Source organism: Thermogemmatispora tikiterensis (genome assembly GCF_003268475.1).
In the GTDB taxonomy this organism is placed as follows: Bacteria; Chloroflexota; Ktedonobacteria; order Ktedonobacterales; family Ktedonobacteraceae; genus Thermogemmatispora; species Thermogemmatispora tikiterensis.
Genome location: NZ_MCIF01000002.1, coordinates 5,790,384 through 5,810,448, shown reverse-complemented (window position 1 = coordinate 5,810,448; position 20,065 = coordinate 5,790,384). Strand labels below are relative to the sequence as shown.

Below are 20,065 nucleotides of genomic sequence, written 5' to 3'. Positions count from 1 at the left end.
TGGCCGCCAAAGAGTCCCGTCAGCAACAGGACGGGCAGCGCCAGTAACGCCAGCAGCTGTTTGCGTCTCCACAAGCTCTGTCGTCGAATGGTGTGCGGTGTCATGCTCTGTCGTGCTTCCTTTCCTTGCACGAGTCTCGCTGCTGCCGCTCCTCGTCCTGCAGAACCCGACTAGCAGGTTCTGCAGGCTGGGGGAGGGAGCGGAAGCTTCCTTGCATTCCTGCTTGTGGTGAAATCGGTACCGAAAACGCTTACGTAAGCGTTTTCAAATAGAATATAGTCGGGGGTTGGGGTCTTTGTCAAGGCCCCAGTGAAATTTTTCAGGGGAAGCGCGGCGGAGCCTCGTGAGAAGCGCTACGTTATGGCGCCGTGAGGAGGGCGAGGCAGCAGGGGCCAGCGATGGTGTAGAATGGATCTGCTTGCGCCACAGGAGACGTGAGGGGGCGGGCGAGCTGAGCTGGAGCAGGGCAGGCGAGAGGTGAGCAGACCGTCTTGCTGGGGCGTGCGTGAGAGATGGCCAGGCGGTCTACGTAGCGAGCCTGGCAGACAACAGAGAAAGGATGATGCAGCGAGAAGATGGCTTTTGCTTTCGATAGAGATGCCGTGCTGGCCCAGGTCTACCGCGAGGTAGAGGGGCGTTTTTTGAGTGTGGGAAGGGCTGACCTGGCCCACGGCTGGGACCATATAGAGCGTGTTTACCGGCTGGCGGTGGCGATCGCGCAGCGCGAGGGAGCTGATCAGTTTGTGGTGGGCATGGCCGCGCTGCTGCACGATCTGGGGCGGGTAGCCACGGAGGGCGAGGGAGAGGGCAGGATGTCTACGGCTCAGGAGCGGCATCACGCCGATCTGTCGCACGATCTGGCCGCGGAGGTGCTGGCCGCTCACGGGGTGCCCGCTGAGGAGCGGGAGGCGATTCTGCATGCGGTGCTGGCCCATAGCTTCAGTCGCGGGATTGAGCCGCAGACCCTGGAGGCGCGGGTGGTGCGCGATGCGGATCGTCTGGACGGTCTGGGAGCGATTGGGGTGATGCGTTGGGCGATCACGGGGGCGCTGCGGGCGGTAGCGGAGACGCGCCCGTATCATCCGACTGATCCGTTTGCCGAGCAGCACGTGCCCGACGACCGGCGTTATCTGCTGGATCATTTCTATACGAAGCTGTTGCGGATAGGGGAGATGATGGGGACAGCCACGGGGCGGGCGCTGGCTCAGGAGCGTCTGGCTTTTATGCGGCGTTATCTTGAGGAGTTCCGGCGTGAGCTGCGGCTGGAGGGTCTGCCAGGCTAGTGGGCGGAGTGAGGCAGGTCTGGCTGGCCCGGGCGGACCCCAGCCAGGGAGGGACGGGAAGCGTCTGACTATCAGGCGGTGCTTCCAGCATTGTGGTCGTCGCTCTCGCCGGCGGGTGGCAGTTCGTGCAGACCCTCCAGGCCCTCGGGCGAGGTGTCGAGGAAGAAGAGGCGCAGGCGCCCGGGCGGGGTGCCAAGGACCTGGTGAAAGATGCGAGTGGCCTCGCGGGCAAAGGCGCGCTTCTGGGCAGCGGTGAGCGGCCTGTCGGCGGCACGCAGTACTTCGAGCATGGGCATCGGTGTCCTGGCTCCTTTCTGTCTGGTCTGACACGCTGGCTGCTGGAGCAGGTCAGCGACCAGGTGGGCAGGTAGCTCTATTGTATGCTGCTGCTTATGGCTCTGGCAAGCCAGGGATGGCCGGAGAGACTAAGGAGGGAGCCAGGCCCGCTACGAGGTCTGGCCGACTGTGGATCAGGGGGCCGGCCCTGTGGTAGGCTAAGAGAAGAGGGGCGTCGACGGAAGCGACGAGCAGGAAGGAAGGAAGGGGGCTGGATGCTATCCCTGCGTGTACGGCTGCAGCGCAGAAAGGAGTAGGCAATGCTTGTTCTCAAAGTGACCATCATGGAAGGCCGCAGTGAGGAGCAGAAGGAGCGCTTGATTCGTCTGCTCTCGGAGGCGGCAGGGCGCGAATTGGGGTATCCGGTGGAAGAGGTGCGTGTTATTATTTATGAGGTACCGAAGCGCAATTGGGGGATCGGGGGACGTTCGGCAGCCAGTCGCGAGGAAGCGGGAGGCTGAGGCGTCACGACGGCCTTCCCGCTCTCCCTCCTTCATCGTTCCTCTCCTCCTCCCTCTTCTCGCTCGCCTGCCTCTCTCTGCCTCTACGTCCACAGCAGCAGCTCCCCCAGCTCCCTCACCCGCTTCTCCCCTGGCCACCGCTCCAACGCCCTCCTCCAGTTGCTCACCAGCTCCTGCCTCCTCTTGCCACTCCCCAACCTCCTCGCTCCTTCTGCTCCCTGCACCGTGTAGCTCACATACTCCTCCAGCTCTCCCCTCCCGATCGCCGCCTCCCCCCTCCCTGTTCACGATCTCTAATCGAATCCGCTCCGGCACCGCTCTCAGCCCCGACCAGCGCTCGATCTGCGCCAGCGCCCGCTCCGCCTCCTGCGCGTGCTTCTTCTCTTCCCCGTGCCGGCTCAGCTCCAGATGCACCAAACTCTCTCGTACAATCAGCTTCCACGGCCCTTCATCTGCTTGCAGGTAAACTGGAAGCTGGTCCTCACCCAGCCTAGAGGTGCCCCCCCACTCTCTAGCTTGGCTCAAGCACTCCACTGCTTCCTCAGCCCGTCCCTGTTTGGCATAGGCTAACGCCAGTCCTGTATATACAGCCCAATGTAGTACCGGGGGGACATAGCCAAGCAGCCTGTTAGCTTCTTCTAGTGCCCGCTGCATCTGCAACGGAGCCCCCAGATGATAGTAATCCAGACCAAGGCAGGTCAGAGCCTTGACCAGCAAGGTCGGCACACCAGACACTCTGCTAAGTGCTACCCCTTCTTGGTCATAGCTCAGGTCTTGCTGAAACTGGAGACGATGATAGGCAACAAAACCAAGGAGCAAATGCCCTTGTGCCGCCAGATAGGCTGCCTCCTGCTGCACCCCCGATGGCTCATACGCCCATCTCCTCAGCCACGGCAGCAGTCCCCCTATCGTCCGCTCCACCGTCTCAAATTCTCCCTCGTTGAGCAGATGCCAGCTGGCTGTGATGCTCCCCGCCACCACCGGCAGCACCTCCTCTCTCAGCCTCCCCTCCTTCACCCCCTCCCACTCCCAGCCCCCGCCTCCTCCCACGCTCCCCAGTCCTAACAGCACCTGCGGCATCCCCGCCAGCACCAGCAGCGCCGTCCGCCGCGGTAGTCGCTGCTCCTTCGCAGCCCTCCCCTCGGCTGCTTCTCCCTTGCTCTCGCTCATACTAAGCTCCTCTTGCATCAATCGCTCCATCTCCCGCAGGCTCTCTCGCCCCTGCCTCCCCCACGTCAGCGGCCAGAGCAACACGCTCACCCCACACTCCCCCTGCTCCCCCTCTCCCCCCATCCTCTCCTCTCCCGACCCCGCTGGCAACCACTTCACCTCCGGCTCGGGCAAGGCCAGTGGAAGCACCCTCCTTCCTCTCTCCTCCCGCATCTCCTCCCTCAACGCTCCCTTGCTTCCCTCCCAGTATACCACAGCCTCCCCTTGCACTCTGACCAGCAGCCCGCTCTCTTGCCTCTCCCTGAGCCTCCTCACCCTCTCCTGCGCCTCTTCTGAGAGCGGCACCCCCTCCTGTTCCAACCGCTGGCACCCTGCCCTCAACACCCGCTCCGCACGCTCTCGCTCCCCCTGTCTCAGCCACCACCCATACACCTCTATCAGTGCCTCCTCCCTGTATGGGTGCTCCTCATACATCTGCCGATACTGCTCCCCCGCCTCGCTCAACAACCCTTCTCGCTCATAGAGCCGTGCCAGGGCCAGCCCCGCCCTCCACCGCTCTCCACCCACCCATTCCCGATACGCCACCGCCCACACCGCCGCCTGCTCTTCCAGCAGACGCCCACGCCGAAACAGCCGCTCCGCCTCCTGCAGCACCGGCAACGCCTCCAGGGTCTCCAGCCCCCGCCGGCGCGCCTCCCCCAGCCACCACAGCGCCTCATCCACATCGGTCCAGATCCAGCGCTGATCGGCCAACTGATAGCCCTGCCCGCACGTCCTGAGCAACTCCCTCTTTCCCAACAGCTTCCGCACCTGGCCCGCCGCCGTCAGCGGATAGCGCTCCATCGCCTCGCTCGGCTCCTCCCTCGGCCACAGATCCATCTGCAACTGCTGCCGCTCCAGCCGGCGCCCGTGAGCACACAGCAGGCGCTGCAGCAGCGGGCGCGCATAAAAATACGTTCGCCAGATCCCGCCCGGCAGCGCCTGCCACGACCCATCGGCCTGCCGCAGCTCTACCTCAAACGGCCCCAACATCCACACGCGCACCAGAGGCAACTGTGCCTCTTCCGCTGCTCTCTCAGTCATTGCTCCTTCACCACCTTCTCTTTCATTTCCATAGCCTCTATGTCCACAGCAGCAGCTCCCCCAGCTCCCTCACCCGCTTCTCCCCCGGCCAGCGCTCCAACGCCCTCCTCCAGTTGCTCACTAGCTCCTGCCTCCTCTTACCACTCCCCAATCTCCTCGCTCCTTCTGCTCCCTGCACCGTGTAGCTCACATACTCCTCCAGCTCTCCCCTCCCGATCGCCGCCTCCGCCCTCAGATTAAGAGCTTCCAACCTGATGCGCCCCGGCACACTGACCACGCTCACCATCTCCTCAATGCTTGCTAGCTGTCGCTCCGCCTCTAGGAAATGGCTCCTCTGCTCTCGGTACTCACCGAGGCGTAGGTGAATATATCCCCCGTAGAGAGGTTCCCTGTAAGCGCCTTCGTCGAGCAACACACACACCGGTAAAGACTCGATACCTGTCCATCCCTGGAAACGCTCTCGGGCCAATTCGAAAGCCTTCAAAGCTTCTCCAGCCATCCCCCGATCTGCATAGGCCCGCGCCAGGCTCATGAAAGCCCTCCCTTGCAAAGGAGCGGGCACAGTCCCGGCCAGACTACACGCCTCCTGAAAGCTCTCCAGCGTCGACTCACTCTGGCCAAGCCAGTAGCAAGCCCTCCCTCGGTCGATCAGCGCTTTCACAAGCAACACAGGCTCACCGGCAAGACGGCTTAAACTGACTGCTTCTTCACAAAGGTACTTTTTTCGCTGGAACTGCAGCCGATGGTAGGCAATCAAGCCCTGCAGCAGGCACGCCTGCGCCCCCAGATAGGCTGCTTCCTGCTGCACCCCCGATGGCTCATACGCCCATCGCCTCAGCAGCGGCAGATAGTCCCCCACCGTCCTCTCGACTGTCTCAAACTCTCCCTCATTGAGCAGGTGCCAGCAGGCCGTGATGCTTCCCGCCACCACCGGCAGCACCTCCTCTCTCAGCCTTCCCTCCCCTCTCCTGCCGCCACCTGCCCACTCCCAACTCGCTCCCACGCTCCCCAGTCCAAACAGCACCTGCGGCAAGCCCGCCAGCAGCAAGAGCGCTTGCCTCCTCGGTAGCTTCCTGCCTCCTTCTCCCTCGTCTTCCTTCATCACTCGCTCTCCTCTCTCTTCCCGCTCGCCTGCCTCTCTCTGCCTCTACGTCCACAGCACCAGCTCCCCCAGCTCCCTCACCCGCTTCTCCCCCGGCCAGCGCTCCAACGCCCTCCTCCAATTGCTCACCAGCTCCTGCCTCCTCTTACTACTCCCCAATCTCCTGGCTCCTTCCGCCCCCTGCACCGTGTAGCTCACATACTCCTCCAGCTCTCCCCTTCCGATCGCCGCCTCCCCCCTCCGGTTCAGAATCTCCAGGCGAATCCGCTCCGGCACCATCCCCCGGCCTGCCAGGCTCTCTATCTGCGCTAGCGCCCGCTCCGCCGCTAACGCATGCTCTCTCTTCCCCTCATGCCGGTTCAGCTCTAGACGAACCCACCCTTCTCGCAAGATCAGCCTCCACGGCCCTTCGTCCGCTTGCAAGTACACAGGCAGCTCACCTTGAACAGAGGCATCTCCCTCCCTGGCCCGGCTCAGATTATCCAGCGCTTCTCTGGCCCTCCCCTGCTTAGCAGAAATCAGCGCCAGCCCTGTATAGACTGTCTCTTCCAGAATCCGCGGAGTTTGCGGCAGTAAAGCGCGAGCTTCTTCCAGAGCCAGGAATGCTTGTCTATAGTCCGATAGGTGATAGTAGTCCAAGCTGATCTTAGTGAGCGCTTTGACCAATAACGCTGGCTCACCTGCCAAACGACTTAGTGCTACTGCCGCCTGACTGTAGGCCAGCTCTTGCCGGAACTGGAGGCGGTGATAGGCACTTTGGCGCAGAAAAAAGTATCCTTGAGCAGCAAGAGCAGCGGCAGCGGTTTGACCTGCTGATGGTTCTTTAGCCCACTGACACAACAGCGGCAAGTAGCTGCTGACCGTCCGCTCCACCGTCTCAAATTCTCCCTCGTTGAGCAGGTGCCAGCAGGCCGTGATGCTCCCTGCCACCACCGGCAGCACCTCCTCTCTCAGCCTTCCCTCCCCTCTCCTGCCGCCACCTGCCCACTCCCAACCCGCTCCCACGCTCCCCAGTCCAAACAGCACCTGCGGCAAGCCCGCCAGCACCAGCAGCGCCGTCCGCCGCGGTAGTCGCTGCTCCATCGCAGTCCTTCCCTCTGCCGGTTCTCTCGTGCGCTCGCTCATACAAAGCTCCTGTTGAATCAATTGCTCCATCTCGCGCAGGCTCCCTTGCCCCCGCCTTCCCCACGTCAGCGGCCAGAGCAACACGCTCGTCCCACAGTCCCCCTGCTTCGCCTCCTCCTCCCTCTCCTCTTCCTCCTCCGACCCCGCCGGCAACAACCTCATCCCCGGCGCGGGCAGCGCCTGCAGAAGCGCGCTTCCTCCTCTCTCCTCCCTCAACGCTCCCTTGCTTCCTTCCCAGTATACCACAGTCTTCCCCTGCACCCGGGCAAGCCTGTCTCTCTCTTGCATCCGCCTGAGCCGCCTCACCCACTCCTGCGCCTCTTCTGACAGCGGCAACCCCTCCTGTTCCAGCCGCTGGAGGCCAGCCGTCAGCACCCGCTCCGCCCGCTCTCGCTCCCCCTGTCGCAGCCACCACCCATACACCTCTAACAGCGCCTCCTCCCTGTACGGATGCTCCTCATACAACTGCCGATACTGCTCCCCCGCCTCGCTCAGCATCCCCTCTCGCTCGTAGAGCCGCGCCAGGGCCAGCCCCGCCTTCCACCGCTCGCCCGCCACCCACTCCCGATACGCCACCGCCCACACCGCCGCCTGCTCTTCCAGCAGGCGCCCCCGCCGAAAGAGCCGCTCCGCTCCCTGCAGCGCCGGCAGCGCCGCCAGCGTCTCCAGTCCCCGCCGGCGCGCCTCCCCCAGCCACCACAGCGCCTCATCCACATCGGCCCAGATCCAGCGCTGATCGGCCAACTGATAGCCCTGCCCGCACGTCTTGAGCAACTCCCTCTTTCCCAACAGCTTCCGCACCTGGCCCGCCGCCGTCAGCGGATAGCGCTCCATCGCCTCGCTCGGCTCCTCCCTCGGCCACAGATCCATCTGCAACTGCTGCCGCTCCAGCCGGCGCCCGTGAGCACACAGCAGGCGCTGCAGCAGCGGGCGCCCATAGAAATACGTTCGCCAGATCCCGCCCGGCAGCGCCTGCCACGACCCATCGGCCTGCCGCAGCTCTACCACAAACGGCCCCAGCATCCACACCCGCACCAGAGGATCGCCCGTCTCGACAAGCTGCTCTTTTCCGGCCATAGTCCTCTCACCGCTTTCTTCTTCTCAGCCGGCGCCCTGGCCCACAACCAGCGGCTGGCAGCCCAGCATACGCCCAGGCCAGGCCGACCATAAGCACCACATATCAAATCGCGCGGCACCATCGCCGTAGCGTCTACGACATGCACTGTCTGGCACCGTGGTGCTTTGATTATAGCAGATACATCTGCAAATAGAAAAGTAGTTTTTCTTATTGGTCGGATAAATTACACAAGAAAAGAGTGAAGCGAGCGAGCTATTTTTCTTGGGCAGGAAGAAGCGGCATCGCTTGCATCGACGTCAGGAGTCCAACCACTACTTTTGTTGCAAGCCCATCCGGCTATAGCAATAGCAGCGAAGGGGTGTCCGCCCGCAGGAGGCCCGCAGGCTCCTCGCCTCTCCCCGGGTAATGACTCGGCGGGCACCCACTCGCGACTGACTGACTGACTGACTGATCCATAGCATAGAGGGCAGCTTTGCAGCGGGACGAGCTGCCAGGCGAGGGGATAGGGAAACGCACGGCATGTAGACCCAACAGAGACCGACAGGCAACCCATCATCTGAAAGGAGCCATTGCTATGCCAGGAACTGTGCACATTGTCGACGACTCAGCGATCTGTCGCCTCATCGTAGCCCTGGCCCTGCAACGCGCCGGCTTCGGCGTCTGCTGCCATCGCGACGGCCTGAGTGCACTTCAAGAGCTGGCACGCAGCCCGGAGCCACCGGCCCTGCTGCTAGTCGACCCCGGGGTAGCGCGCCTGGACGGCTACGAGCTGATCCGGCTATTGCGCCAGCAGCCGCGGCTCAGCGCCATACCCATCGTGCTCATGAGCGCGCAACAGGGCTGGCGTGAGCGCCTGCGGGCGCGGCTGGTCGGAGCCAGCGCCTTCGTAGGCAAGCCCTTTTTCATCGACCAGCTTGTCGCCCTCGTTCGTCGCCTCACCAGAGCCAGCCCCAACCCGACGCCACCCCCAGCCACCCCAGTGACTCCCCCATTCTCTCCACCCGTTCCGCTGGCCATCCTGCCCGGGTCTTTCTTCATCGGTGGCGAAACCCTTCTGCCCACCATTCCCCCATCAGGAGCAGCCAGCTTTCAGCAGGACCAGAAAGGGGCAAGCCGCCTATGAGTCAGCGTCGTGGCTTCCACCGCAAACTTGGACCCCGGGAACCCGGTCCACCGCGCCCGCGCGAATGGGAGGTCCTGCTCCTCCTTCGTCAGGGACTGGAGGACGAAGCCATTGCCGAGCGCCTGGGCATCACTCCCAGCACCGTACGCGGCCACATCTACCGCCTGCGCGAGCGCCTGGGCATCGCCAGCCGCGCCGAACTTCTGCAGCGCATTCCCTGGGAGCAATGCCCCTCTGAGCTGCAGATCCTCAAGGCTGGGGATCGGGACCACCCCAAGCCGGGCCGCTAGTCCAAGATGAGACAGCCTTGTGCATTCGGGCGGGGCCTGTGAAGGAATCACAGCCCGCTCTCCATGCGTTGCCTCACGACCGCCCAGGCAGCCCCCGCTCCTCGCGCTGGTGGGGCGCGTCCATCGCTCAACAAACATCAGCCCCCAGCGTGAACGCTTCTTTCACGACTGCCAAAAAGACCCTTGCTGACCCGGCTCGGCCCAGCGGGCAGATCGCCCTGGCTTCCGCCGCCGCTCTCCGTGACCAACATCTTTCCCTACAAAAAAGAGATCCTGCCAGCGTTTCACTTAGAAAAAGGCCGGGCTGTAGCCCTGCGCCCAGGGGGAGCAGGTAGCCAGGGCAGCGCAGCCCAACCGGCCAGGCAGTCAATCCAACAGGCACACGTCGCATTGAACCCAGCGCAGGAACGTGGAGGGCGATGACATCCATGAGCACACTGCATCAACGCGAGCATCATCTGGCCGCCGTCAATTACGGCCCCCTCTTTGAAGCCATTGGCCAGCAATTGAAGCGCTTGCAGCAAGAAAACCGACTGGTGGGCACTATTCTACGGGTCGAAGAGCAGCGGCTCAGCCTCAATCTTGACGAAATCGCCCTGGCCGTAGCCAGAGAGGCTCACAGGCTGGCCAACCCTGTTGAGAACGTCCACGGCACGCGCTACGCCAGTGTCCACTTTGCCGACGACAAAGGGCGCAGCCAGTTCAGCAGGGACCTGGAGCAACACATCCTGCACCCGTTGCAGCAGGCCTTGAGCGAAGTCTGCCGCCTGCGCGGTCAGACTCCCGAGCAGCTCGTCAGCAGCTTCTTTCAGCCGCTCCAGGCTTTTGCCGCCCAGAGCAAGCAGAAAGGCAATTATCTGTGCTATCCTCTCTCGAAGTCCGCCATCGTCCGGCGGCGTCAACTGCACTTTCAGAGGCAGCCAGGCACCACCGACCAGACGCGGCTGAAGGGCCATAAACTCACCATCGACGTTCAGGGGATCGGCGAACTGAGAAAGGAGCTGATCGAGGGCATCAAAGCCCACCTGAAGACCTACCAGGAGACCGGGCAGGCCGATGCAGAAGAGCTGAAAGAGGCGGAGACCCAGCTTGAGCAACCAACAAGCCAGGCTGCCGAGCGGATCAACATCCTCTGCGGGACCATCACCGATGAGGGCCTGGCCCGCATCCAGCGCACCGCCCGCCTCCACTACCTGACCTACATCAGGCAAAGCCTCATCAGCGATTCCAGGGCCAGCGATCAGGAACGCCGGGCCGAGCGCCTGCTCCAGACCCTGAGCGAGCGCCTGCGCCAGCTTGAAGCCTACATCCAGCGCTATCCCGATAGCCACTACATCGTCTCCTATGGCCAGTCGGAGCGCCTCAACTTGCGCGACCTCTTCTCACGGGCCGACGCCTTCGATCCCCTGCCCATCTTCGGCGAGGTCGCTGGTCAGCTCGGAGAGATCATCAACGAGCAGCAAGGGGTCAAGCGCTTCATCCACGGCCTGCGCCTCAAGCTCAACGGCAAAGTGCACGTCCACGGGGGCAAGGGCGAGGAATCCTTTAAATTCCATCTGGCCCTGCTCCAACCGGACAAACCTTCCTTTGACGAGCGCCGGCAGGAGGCTGAAAGCAACGGCACCCTTGAAGCCTTCTACACGCGCATCGTCCGCGTAGCCGTGCTCTACTTCTTCGCCTTCAAGCACTGGGAAGACCCCAGCTATCAGCCCGAGGCCGACTTTGAGCAAGAGCTATTGCCCGTCCTGCGAGCCGGCACCCAAGAGGAGAAGGAGGCCGCCCTGCGGCGGCTGGCCGAGGAGCTGGAGCCGGAGCAGTCCACAGGCGCACAGAAGACCTCGAAAAAGACCTCGGAGCTTCTCCAGGATGTACGGACCGCCCTGGTCGCCTCGCTCAAAAAGCCAGCCCACCAGTCGCGCCCCTACCGGGCCGACCTGGTGATCTCCCTGAGCGCCGGCATCCTCTCGAAAGATCCCGAACAACTTTTCATCCAGCACCACTTTTTCAGCGACGACCTCTCATTCCAGGAAGACCACCGGCGCGAGCTGCTCAAGTACATCAGCATCGAGGAGGCCAGCATCAGCAGCAATGTCCTCTGCAAACTCGCCGTTAGCCTTCAGATTGAGCCGCTCTACTTCCTCAGTAAGGAGCATGGCAGCGAGGAGACTATCGGCAGCTATGCCATGAGCTACGAGCTTGGGCACCTGCAGGCCCTGCCCGTTATCCTGCTTCCCATAGAGGCGGATAAGCAGAAACAAGCAGAGTGCAAAAAGCTCTTCCAGCAGTGCTTTGGTGGCTTCAAACACATCGCCCTGGGCTACGGCTACCACCACCAGGGGCTAGCCGTCCGTTCCGAGGCCGCCTTTGTCTACCGCTTCACCTACCTCCTTCTCGCCTACCTCTTCATCAAACTGGTCGTCGACAGCGCCACCGCTATTGAGCCAGCCAGGCGCTTCATTCCGCTCATCTGCATCCACATCAAGAAAGAAGAGGCCGGCCAGGAGCACTACGACGATGAAAGCGTCCTGCACGGCATCACCAAGGTGTTGGAGCACCTGCTAGGAGCCGACTACCCGACCAGCTCGCAAGGCATGCACCTGGAGACCCTGAAAGAGGAAGGCAAAAACGTCTACCTGCTTAGAAGCGCCCTCTGCTCGCTCTACTCGAACCTGCCGCATCGCTTCAAGCCGCAGTCGGAGCAGACCAACAGCGGGCGCGCGGCAGCCCGTCAAGCAGCCCGTCAGCCAGCACGGGTCACGTCCGCCCATCGGAGCGCGGCCCTCCAGCCGGCGCCCGCCGCCGCCACCGACGCCGACCAGTCCCAGCCCGCGCGCCTTGACAAAGTGGCCATCCTGGTCGTCTCCAGCCGCAAATGCGACTACACTACCCAGGCCCGCGATCACTACCTGGCCGTCATCTACGGCGAAGTGCTTGGCCTGGAGCGGCAGGGCAACGAACTCCTGCTGCGTCGCCTGAGAACCTTCGCCGACAATCACCCCTCCGAAAGCATGCACACGCGGCCCGACATCATCATCGAACAGGCCCGCTACTGCGCCCAGCAGGGCTATCGTCACCTGCTCTACGTCGCCCACGCTCCCTACAGCCGCACCCTGGGCCTCACCAAAGGCGGCGCCCGCGAGCTGTTTTTCATGAGCCAGGACGTCATCCAGGCCATGCGCGAGGTTGCCAGCGACTTCCGCGTCTACCCCATCTTCTGCGACCTCTACTACGTCCTCGATCTCAAGGCCAGCTCTGCCAGGCACGATCAAGAGTCACTCTACATTGACGAGCTGCGCGAACTGGCCGACGTCGTCAACGATCCCAGCAAACGTACCGTCATGTTTCTCAATCTCTACAATGGCTACTATATCCCTTCTGGTTCCCCCGAGGCGCAGGAGCGCGTCTACAACGGCATCATGGCCTACTCCACCGTCACCCATGTCTACGACCAGGACCCCAGCTACGAGCAGTACATCTGGTCCGACCTGCTGGCCCCTGACCAGCCAGGCACCATCAAGCACGGCCTGATCGAGGCCATCACCCTGCTGCACTTCATGCGCTTTGAAAGACCGTCCAGCCCCATGATGAAGCTTGATCCCTACAAGCGCACCATCGGGGACCGCAGCACCGGTGCCCAGGCCATCATTCCTCACATGAAAGGCCAACAGCGTTTCAACATGCTGGCCTGCCTGACACACGTGCGCTCAGTGCTGCGCACCCTGGAGCTGAAGCAAGGCGGCGGCAACCATCAGCACCCGGAGCCGCCGTCATCCACCGCGTCCTGAGCTGGATACGACGGAAGAGGAACAAGGAGGATCACCAGCGCCATGTCAGCCATGCCAGAGCCATCTGGCCAAAGCGTCCAGACCAGGCAGCCAGAGCCAGCCAGCAGCAACCAGCATTTCGGCGAAGACATGGGCCGTCTCTTTGAAATCGGCTTCGCCACCGGCCTGCTCACGGCCCTTGGCCAGGAGCCGCGCATCCACTGCCCCCCCTCCATCTCCGATTACTATCGGCGCGAGCTGGCCCAGCTCCACTTTGAGCCGCTCTACAGCAAGCTCAGCAGGCGCAACTGCGTCTTCAGCAGCTGGGACCGCGACCTGCTGCGCCACTGGGCCATCTTCATCTTGCTACGCGGCTACCTGGGCGGGCGTACCTTCCTTCAGGAACTGCTGGAGGCCCTCATGGCCGCCCACAACGGGCAGATTGACATCGTCTACCTGCAATGTCGCTTTCACGGTCCCAACAGTCTGGAGACCTACACCAAAAAAGAAAGCCTGGCCTTCGCCGAGTTACTGGAGCAACTGCGTCAGCGCGACTACTCACTGCCAGCCAGCGAGCAGATCTACGAGCAATACTGCGGACGCGGCCAATTTCCCCAGGCCGACCTGTTGCTCTTGCTGCAGCAGGGAAAGGACTGGCGTCTCCTCTGCATCGACCTTTCGGTCTTCAGCGTCCGCAGCCTCAGCGACGCCGCCAGTCTCACCTCAGTCGACCAGATCCGCGGCCTGCTGCTGCGCGAGCTGCGCTACATGCGCACTCGCAGCGTTTTCTCCAACCTGAGCATCGACACCGACGCCGCCCTGCTCAGCGGACAGGAGCTACTGGCCACCGGCCTCAAACGCTACTTCCGCGCCTTCAGCCGCCAGGACAAAGAGAGCTACAAACTCATCCAGGCAGGTAGCTATGCCTGCAGCTTCTACCAGTTTCTCACGCGCCACGGCATCCTCACCCCCCAGGACTCCATTGTCTTTCACATCATTGGCTACACCGACCGTGGCAGCAATAGCATGACCCTGCGCCGCGATCAGCTCCCCGTTCTCGAAGCCTGCGCCGAGATCTACCGTGAGCGCGAGGAGCACCTGATTCCCGGGCAGGAGATCGAGGCCAGCCGCGAGCAGCTCCTTGAGACCATCAGCCGCTACGTGGCGCGCTGCTTTCAGCAGGGCAAATCGTTCGTCAAACAGCTCCGGGAAGAGGCAGAGCGGGGCGACGGCCTGCACTGGGTCTCTCACGAGGAGCTGCTGACCGACTTCGTCGGCATGGACAGCCCGCTGACCCCCGAACAGGTCACGCCCGAGCTGCAGGCCCTTTTCCCCGACCAGCCATGTGCCGGGCGCAAACTGCGCGAGCTGCACGCCGAGCTTGTGCTCCGCGAACTGGAGCAACCTACCCCCTACCTCTTTCTGACCGGTACGCCCGGCATCGGCAAAACCACCGCCATCGTCAACTTTCTCAAAGAGCGCGCGATGCAGGGCGAGGGCTTCCTGTTCGTCTACGTCAGCCCCCGCAAGCAGGTCAACCTGGACATCATCGACAAGTTCCGCAGCTCAGAATTCGACCTGCGCTGCGATACCCTGCTGGCTCTCACAACCAACTCCGCCCAGATCCGGGCCAACGGCGGCAAGCGCACCGTCCACTACTACTCGTCCCAGCGCAACGACCGCTTCTCACTGCACGGCATCGACTTTCTGCCCGCCGAAGGCCCCGACGCCCAGCAGCAACGTCCCCGCGAGCGCCGGCTAGAGGAAGTCGAGGAGGGGCTGCTCATCGACCGCGGCCAGAACGTCAGCGGCGTCCTCGACAGCCTCTGCTCGGCGATTGACGCCGCCCTGACAGAACAGCTCTCCAACACCATCGTCGCCACCGTCGCTGTGCAATCGCTCAGGCGCACCAGTCACGACCAGGCCACCACCCTGCGACACCTCAAGAGCCTGTTCCAGAGCCTGCTCAGTCAGGGACTGGTACAACAGGAAGCCCTGGAACAGCTCAGCCGACGCATCAAATACATCTTCTTCATGATCGACGAGGTCACCGGCGACGAGAGCGGCGCCGCCTTCGTCGAGGGCGTTCACAGACTGCTCCATCAGTGCCAGCTCTTCAACCACCCGGCCATTCGCTGCAAAGTCATTGTGGCCGACGCCTCGATCGTCGACCCGCAACTCATTCAGCGCCACCTTGAAGACAGCTCCTACGAACCAGATAAGATCTACTTCCGGCGCGCTAGCCAGCCGCCGCAGCCCCTGAGCCGCAGCGCCTTCGGCTTCAAGCGTCTGAACGCGGTTGGGATCAACGCGAACGCCTATCCAGCCAGCGCCCTGCGCCTGCGCTATCACGTTGGCCTGGAGATCGAGAGCTACGAAGACATAACCGCGCTGCGCGCCATCAGCCAGCAGCTCAAAAGCGGCCTTCAGCAGGAGCTGCTGACAGACCTGCTGACCGTCCTTCGACAGCCCGAAGCTCCACAGGTGCTGGTTTACATTCAGGACAAGCAGCGCCTGGCCGAACTGATCGCCGAGCTACGGCGGAGCCTGGGGCAATTCCAGCTCTACGAGGACTACCTGGCCATCCATGCCAACATTTCCGAGGAGGAGAAGAAGAAGGTAAGAGACTATCAGGACAAGGTGCGCGTTGTCTTCATGACCGCCTCGGCCAGCCGTGGCCTCTCCTTCAAGCGCGCCCGCGCGATCCTGGTTGACGTGCCACGCTTCGCCATCGAGCAGAACCTGATGGAGATCCTGCAGGTTATCTACCGTGGGCGCGGCGGCGACCTCGACAATACAGAGAAAGCCATCACCTTCTACCTCTCCGACCGCTTCTTTTACAGCCGGGCCGAAGAGCGCGACTCAGCCCTGCGCGAGAGCCTGCTCGCCTTGCTCAACATCCTGCTCATCCTTAAGACCGCTCTGCTCACGCGCATCAAGGGCGAGGGGCAGATCGGTCACGGGCGCTATCTGATGATCCCCATTGGCGGTAAGGCCGTGCTCTCCGCTGGCGAGAGCCTGACCTCGCGTCTGGGGCGCCTGGTCGAGCAGCTCGATGATCTGCGCGATCAGCACCCGGAGACCCCGGACTTCCGTGAGGTCGCCGAGGATCTGATCAGCCTCCTCAGCGAGGCCCGTCTAGAGCTGAATCCGCCGGCGTCGGAGTCGGGCCGACGGGCTCATGGCAGTCCGAGGGGACAGGCCCGGCAGGACGGGGACCAGCGTCATCCTCGTCCCTATTTGATTGAGCTGGATCAACTGGCCGACAGGTTTGAGGAGGCCGCCATCCACGGCTTTGACCACCTGCTGACCCTCCCTCCCCTGGAGCGGGCCTACATCGCCGGCAGCCTGCTCATTGTGCCACTGGGCGAGCGGCATCTGAGGGAAGAATACTGGATCAGCCTGATGAAGCTCTTGCAGGTCAACCGGCGCGGGCAGCTGCTGCTCAGCCGGATGGAGACGCTCCGGCGCCACCCGTACTGCAACGATGAGATCCGTCTGCTCCTCAAGGATGGCATCGCGCTCATCAGAGAGCTGGGCCGTATCGCCCGTGGGAACATGGTCATTCCTCATTTCGGGCAGGAGACACAGCACGCCGACCAGCACTACGCCATTCCCCTGCATGTCCTGCTGGTCAGCAAGGTCTTTCAGAGCTACTTTCAGAGCGGCGCTGAGGACGCCTTCGGCTCCTACTGGAGTTTTCGCCGCCTCCTCGAAAGCTATCTGCGCACGCTCTATCCCATCGACAGCGTTCTGCCGCTGGGCCGCCACTACGAACACTTTCCGTTCCTGCTCTTTCGCAGTTACAACCTGCCCGAGGCGCGGCGCAAGATCTTCCTCGACCATTACCTCTTTATGTCCCACGAACTCAATATCATCAACATGCTCCTGGCCAAGAGCGGCGAAGGCGAAGCGTCCTAAGCGGAAGAAAGAAACAACCTTGCGAATTGTGATATAGGCTGGTATGCTTTCTAAAGAAAAGGGCAAGATGGGCAGCATCTTCTCCCGCAGGCTCGGGCAGATTTGAGCAGGCTCTGCGGGCAAGCAGGCCGCCCACACTTTGACCCATCCAGGGATCAGAAGCTGAGCAAAGGAGATCTTGCAAGCTATGACTGCAGCTGAAGCCGAAGCGCCAGGCGGCGATAGTCAGCCCGCTGGGGAGCGCACCTATTTTATCGATGCCGAAGAGGCCGCTGAGTTGGCGCGCCTCATGCAACAAGACCGCCTGGTGACGGAGGCAATGGGCGGCTTGCTGCCCGAGCTGGAGGCACTGCCAAGCGCAGCCCAGGTGCTCGATCTGGCCTGCGGCCCCGGCGGCTGGGCCCTCGAAATGGCCTTTCGCTATCCCAAAGCCGAGGTCATCGGCGTCGATCTCAGCCCCAGCATCGTCGACTACGCCAATGCTCAGGCTCGTTCGCGCGGCCTCAGCAACGTCCAGTTCGCCGCAATGAACATCACGCAGCCCCTCGCTTTCGCCGACGCCTCTTTCGATCTGATCAACGCTCGCTTCCTGGCGGGCTTCATGCGGCCCCAGGATTGGCCACGCCTGCTGACCGAGTGCCGCCGCCTGCTCAAGCCCGGCGGCGTGATCCGCCTCACCGAAAGCGAATGGGGCCTGACCACCAGCCCAGCCACTCAACGCTACTACGCGCTCTGCTCAGAGGCTCTCAAGCGCGCAGGTCAAAGCTTCTCGCCCGATGGGCACCATCTGGGCATTACACCTATGCTCGCCCCGCTGCTGCGCCAGGCCGGCTTTGAGGACGTCCGCCTGCGCGGTGGCGCGCTGGAGTGGTCCAGCGGTACCCCCCAGCACTACAGCACCTTCAAAAATATATTCGTCATGTTCGATCTACTGAAACCTTTCCTTGTAAGGACAGGGGTTGCCAGCGCAGAGGAAGTGGAGCCGCTCTATCAGCAAGCCGTCGCCGAAATGCAGGCCCCTGACTTCTTTGCCGTGTGGTTCTGGCTGACAGCCTGGGGGCGTCAGCCATGAAGGGAAAGAGCTAAAAGCAGCTGGCGCAAGCTATTATCGAGTCACCCATCATTTGTCAGTCGAGCCAAACTACAAGAAAAGAAAGGAACGCAGAGGACCATGAGCGAGCCGCAGGCAAACCGGCCTGTTCCAGAAGCCCAACCAGCGGCGACTGACTCTACCTACCCTATTGACGCCGAGCAAGCCGATGAGCTGGCCCGCCTCATCCAACAGGATCGCCTGATCACGGAAGCGATGGGCGGCCTCTTCCCTGAAGGCCAGACCCTGCCCGAGGGTGGGTGCATTCTCGACCTGGCCTGCGGCCCCGGCGGCTGGGCCACCGAGGTCGCCTTCCACTACCCCTCTGTCGAAGTCGTCGGCATCGATATCAACCCCAGCATCGTCGAGTACGCCAACACCTACGCCCGTTCTCGCGGCCTCACCAACGTGCAGTTCCAGATTATGAATATCATGCAACCCCTCGCCTTTCCAGATGCCACCTTCGACCTCATCAATGGGCGGTCGCTTTTCAGCTTCATGCTCCCCGAGGCCTGGCCACGCCTGCTGGCCGAATGCCTCCGTCTCCTCAAGCCCGGCGGCGTGATCCGCCTCACCGAAACCGAATTCGGCCTGACCACCAGCCCAGCCACTGAACGCTACTTCTCCCTCATCGCCGCTGCCCTCAAGCAGGCTGGTCAGAGCTTCTCGCCCGACGGGCGCCACGTCGGCATCACCCCCGTCCTGCCCCGCCTGCTGCGCCGGGCCGGCTTCACCGACGTGCGCCTGCGGGCCAGCGCCGCCGACTGGTCCAGCGACAGCCCCCTACACTATCCCTCCTTCAAGGATATGTTTATCCTCTTCGAAGTGATCAAACCCTTCCTTCTCAAGACCGGTGTCATCAGTCGCGAGGAGCTGGAGCCACTCTATCAGCAAGCCGTCGCCGAAATGCAGGCCGAGGACTTCTGCGCCATCTCGACCTTGATCACCGTCTGGGGACAGAAGCCCACCACCGCTTAAGCAGGCCCCGGCACGATCCTTCCATCCACGAGATAGATGGCCCAGCCGGACCAGACAGAGCAACTGTCTACCTCATCGCCAGGATGAGCAGCAGTGAGCCTCTCATGCAGAGAGAGGAAAGGAGAACCAAGGCCAGCCGTACGATCAAGCGGCATCTTCTTCGCCCTTGCACCTGTCGGAGCCTCATGCCTCCCATCACCAGGGAGCGAATGGTTTTCCTTTCCTCTCTCCTCACCCAGCCAACCGATCAACCAACCAACAAATTTCTCTCCACGTCCCTAGAGTTCAGCAGCCGCCGGAATAATCTCCCTGGCAAAAACCTCCAGCGACCTCAGCTCGTACAAATCCGGTAGATTGACAATGGCATGAGTGAAGCCCATCGCCGCAAGCTCCCTCAGCCGCTCGAGTACGCCCGCCGCAGTATCGCCGCCCGCCAGATGGACGGTCGACAGGGAAGTTTTCTCAATCGTGGCATAGTCGCGACCCACGGACTCGCAATGCCTCTTAAGCGCATCGAGGGTCTGCTGCATCCTCTCACGACCGAAGCGCTCACTGATATTACAGGCATCGGCATACTGAGCCACCAGGCGCATTGTCTTCTTGGGACCAGAACCACCGACCAGAATGCGCGGATGCGGCTGAGAAAGCGGGCGGGGATTATTGGTAATGGCCGGAGCGACCACATGCTTCCCCTCAAACGAGGCCTGATCACTCGCCCAGAGCGTCTTCGCCAGCCTCAGCGTCTCCTCCAGCAGCGTAAAACGCTCCGCCAGCGCGGGGAAGGGCACACCAAAGCCGCGGGCCTCCTGCTCGTACCAGGCCGCCCCGATGCCGAAATAGGCCCGTCCACCAGAGAGAATATCAAGCGTATTCACCGTCTTGAGCAAAATCGAGGGGTAGCGATAAATGACCCCCGTGACCAACACCCCAAGATAGGCCCGCTCAGTCAGCCCGGCTAAATAACCGAGCGTGGTATAGCACTCCATCATGGGATCGGTATACGTCTCGCCGAACAAACCTTCAATCTGATAGAAATGATCCATCACCCAGAAGCTATAGAAACCCGCCTCCTCCGCCCTCGTCACCACTTCCTTCAACCTGGACCGGATCGCAGCCGCACCACCAGGACACTTGAACGACGGAATCTGGAGTCCAACGTACATCAAAAAACCTCCTGAGAGCTACTCTCTCTAACAGGATAACAGTCCACGATGCAGCGCAGCCTTGCCTCACCGACCAAGGAAGCCGCCGCTGCACTCAA

12 protein-coding genes are annotated in these 20,065 nt (G+C 62.4%); 7 read left to right on the top strand and 5 right to left on the bottom strand.

Translation table 11 applies throughout. From position 1 onward, the window contains the following. Positions 1 to 575: 575 nt before the first annotated feature. Positions 576 to 1,283: an HD domain-containing protein gene (locus A4R35_RS23145; protein WP_112433710.1), complete on the top strand. Its 708-nt coding sequence runs from the start codon at positions 576 to 578 to the stop codon at positions 1,281 to 1,283. Between the two features lie 71 nt (positions 1,284 to 1,354). Here A4R35_RS23145 and A4R35_RS23140 read toward each other — a convergent pair whose 3' ends face one another. The 4 genes from A4R35_RS23140 to A4R35_RS23120 form a co-directional block, all read right to left on the bottom strand. Next, positions 1,355 to 1,579 (bottom strand): tautomerase family protein, encoded by a 225-nt coding sequence (locus tag A4R35_RS23140; protein ID WP_112433709.1) that lies wholly within the window; start codon positions 1,577 to 1,579, stop codon positions 1,355 to 1,357. A gap of 258 nt (positions 1,580 to 1,837) precedes the next feature. Beyond that, complete coding sequence (locus tag A4R35_RS25465) at positions 1,838 to 4,333, bottom strand: AfsR/SARP family transcriptional regulator (protein ID WP_317616012.1); 2,496 nt, start codon at positions 4,331 to 4,333, stop codon at positions 1,838 to 1,840. A gap of 37 nt (positions 4,334 to 4,370) precedes the next feature. Beyond that, positions 4,371 to 5,435 (bottom strand): hypothetical protein, encoded by a 1,065-nt coding sequence (locus A4R35_RS23125; protein WP_112433703.1) that lies wholly within the window; start codon positions 5,433 to 5,435, stop codon positions 4,371 to 4,373. Positions 5,436 to 5,480: 45 nt separating this feature from the next. Continuing rightward, the gene (locus tag A4R35_RS23120) at positions 5,481 to 7,637 is read right to left on the bottom strand and encodes an AfsR/SARP family transcriptional regulator (protein WP_112433701.1); all 2,157 of its coding nucleotides are present in this window, start codon (positions 7,635 to 7,637) and stop codon (positions 5,481 to 5,483) included. Positions 7,638 to 8,212: 575 nt separating this feature from the next. On the opposite strand from A4R35_RS23120, the gene A4R35_RS23115 reads away from it, so the two are divergent. The 6 genes from A4R35_RS23115 to A4R35_RS23090 all read left to right on the top strand — a co-directional run bounded on the left by A4R35_RS23115 (position 8,213) and on the right by A4R35_RS23090 (position 18,804). Then, the gene (locus A4R35_RS23115) at positions 8,213 to 8,761 is read left to right on the top strand and encodes a response regulator (RefSeq protein ID WP_112433699.1); all 549 of its coding nucleotides are present in this window, start codon (positions 8,213 to 8,215) and stop codon (positions 8,759 to 8,761) included. Beyond that, positions 8,758 to 9,051 (top strand): response regulator transcription factor, encoded by a 294-nt coding sequence (locus A4R35_RS23110; RefSeq protein ID WP_112433697.1) that lies wholly within the window; start codon positions 8,758 to 8,760, stop codon positions 9,049 to 9,051. The genes A4R35_RS23115 and A4R35_RS23110 overlap by 4 nt, the downstream gene beginning before the upstream one ends. Positions 9,052 to 9,470: 419 nt before the next feature. Beyond that, a complete protein-coding gene (locus tag A4R35_RS23105; RefSeq protein ID WP_146747314.1) occupies positions 9,471 to 12,836 on the top strand; it encodes a hypothetical protein in 3,366 nt (1,121 codons plus the stop codon). Positions 12,837 to 12,878: 42 nt separating this feature from the next. Further along, positions 12,879 to 16,736 carry a helicase gene (locus tag A4R35_RS23100; RefSeq protein WP_112433693.1) on the top strand — a complete coding sequence of 1,286 codons (3,858 nt, stop codon included), beginning with the start codon at positions 12,879 to 12,881 and terminating at the stop codon, positions 16,734 to 16,736. Between the two features lie 187 nt (positions 16,737 to 16,923). Beyond that, entirely contained in the window at positions 16,924 to 17,808 is an 885-nt protein-coding gene (locus A4R35_RS23095) for a class I SAM-dependent methyltransferase (RefSeq protein ID WP_112433691.1), read from the top strand. A 99-nt stretch (positions 17,809 to 17,907) separates the two neighbouring features. After that, a complete protein-coding gene (locus A4R35_RS23090; protein ID WP_112433689.1) occupies positions 17,908 to 18,804 on the top strand; it encodes a class I SAM-dependent methyltransferase in 897 nt (298 codons plus the stop codon). A gap of 278 nt (positions 18,805 to 19,082) precedes the next feature. Here A4R35_RS23090 and A4R35_RS23085 read toward each other — a convergent pair whose 3' ends face one another. After that, positions 19,083 to 19,967 (bottom strand): TIGR03560 family F420-dependent LLM class oxidoreductase, encoded by an 885-nt coding sequence (locus A4R35_RS23085; RefSeq protein WP_112433687.1) that lies wholly within the window; start codon positions 19,965 to 19,967, stop codon positions 19,083 to 19,085. Positions 19,968 to 20,065: the final 98 nt, after the last annotated feature.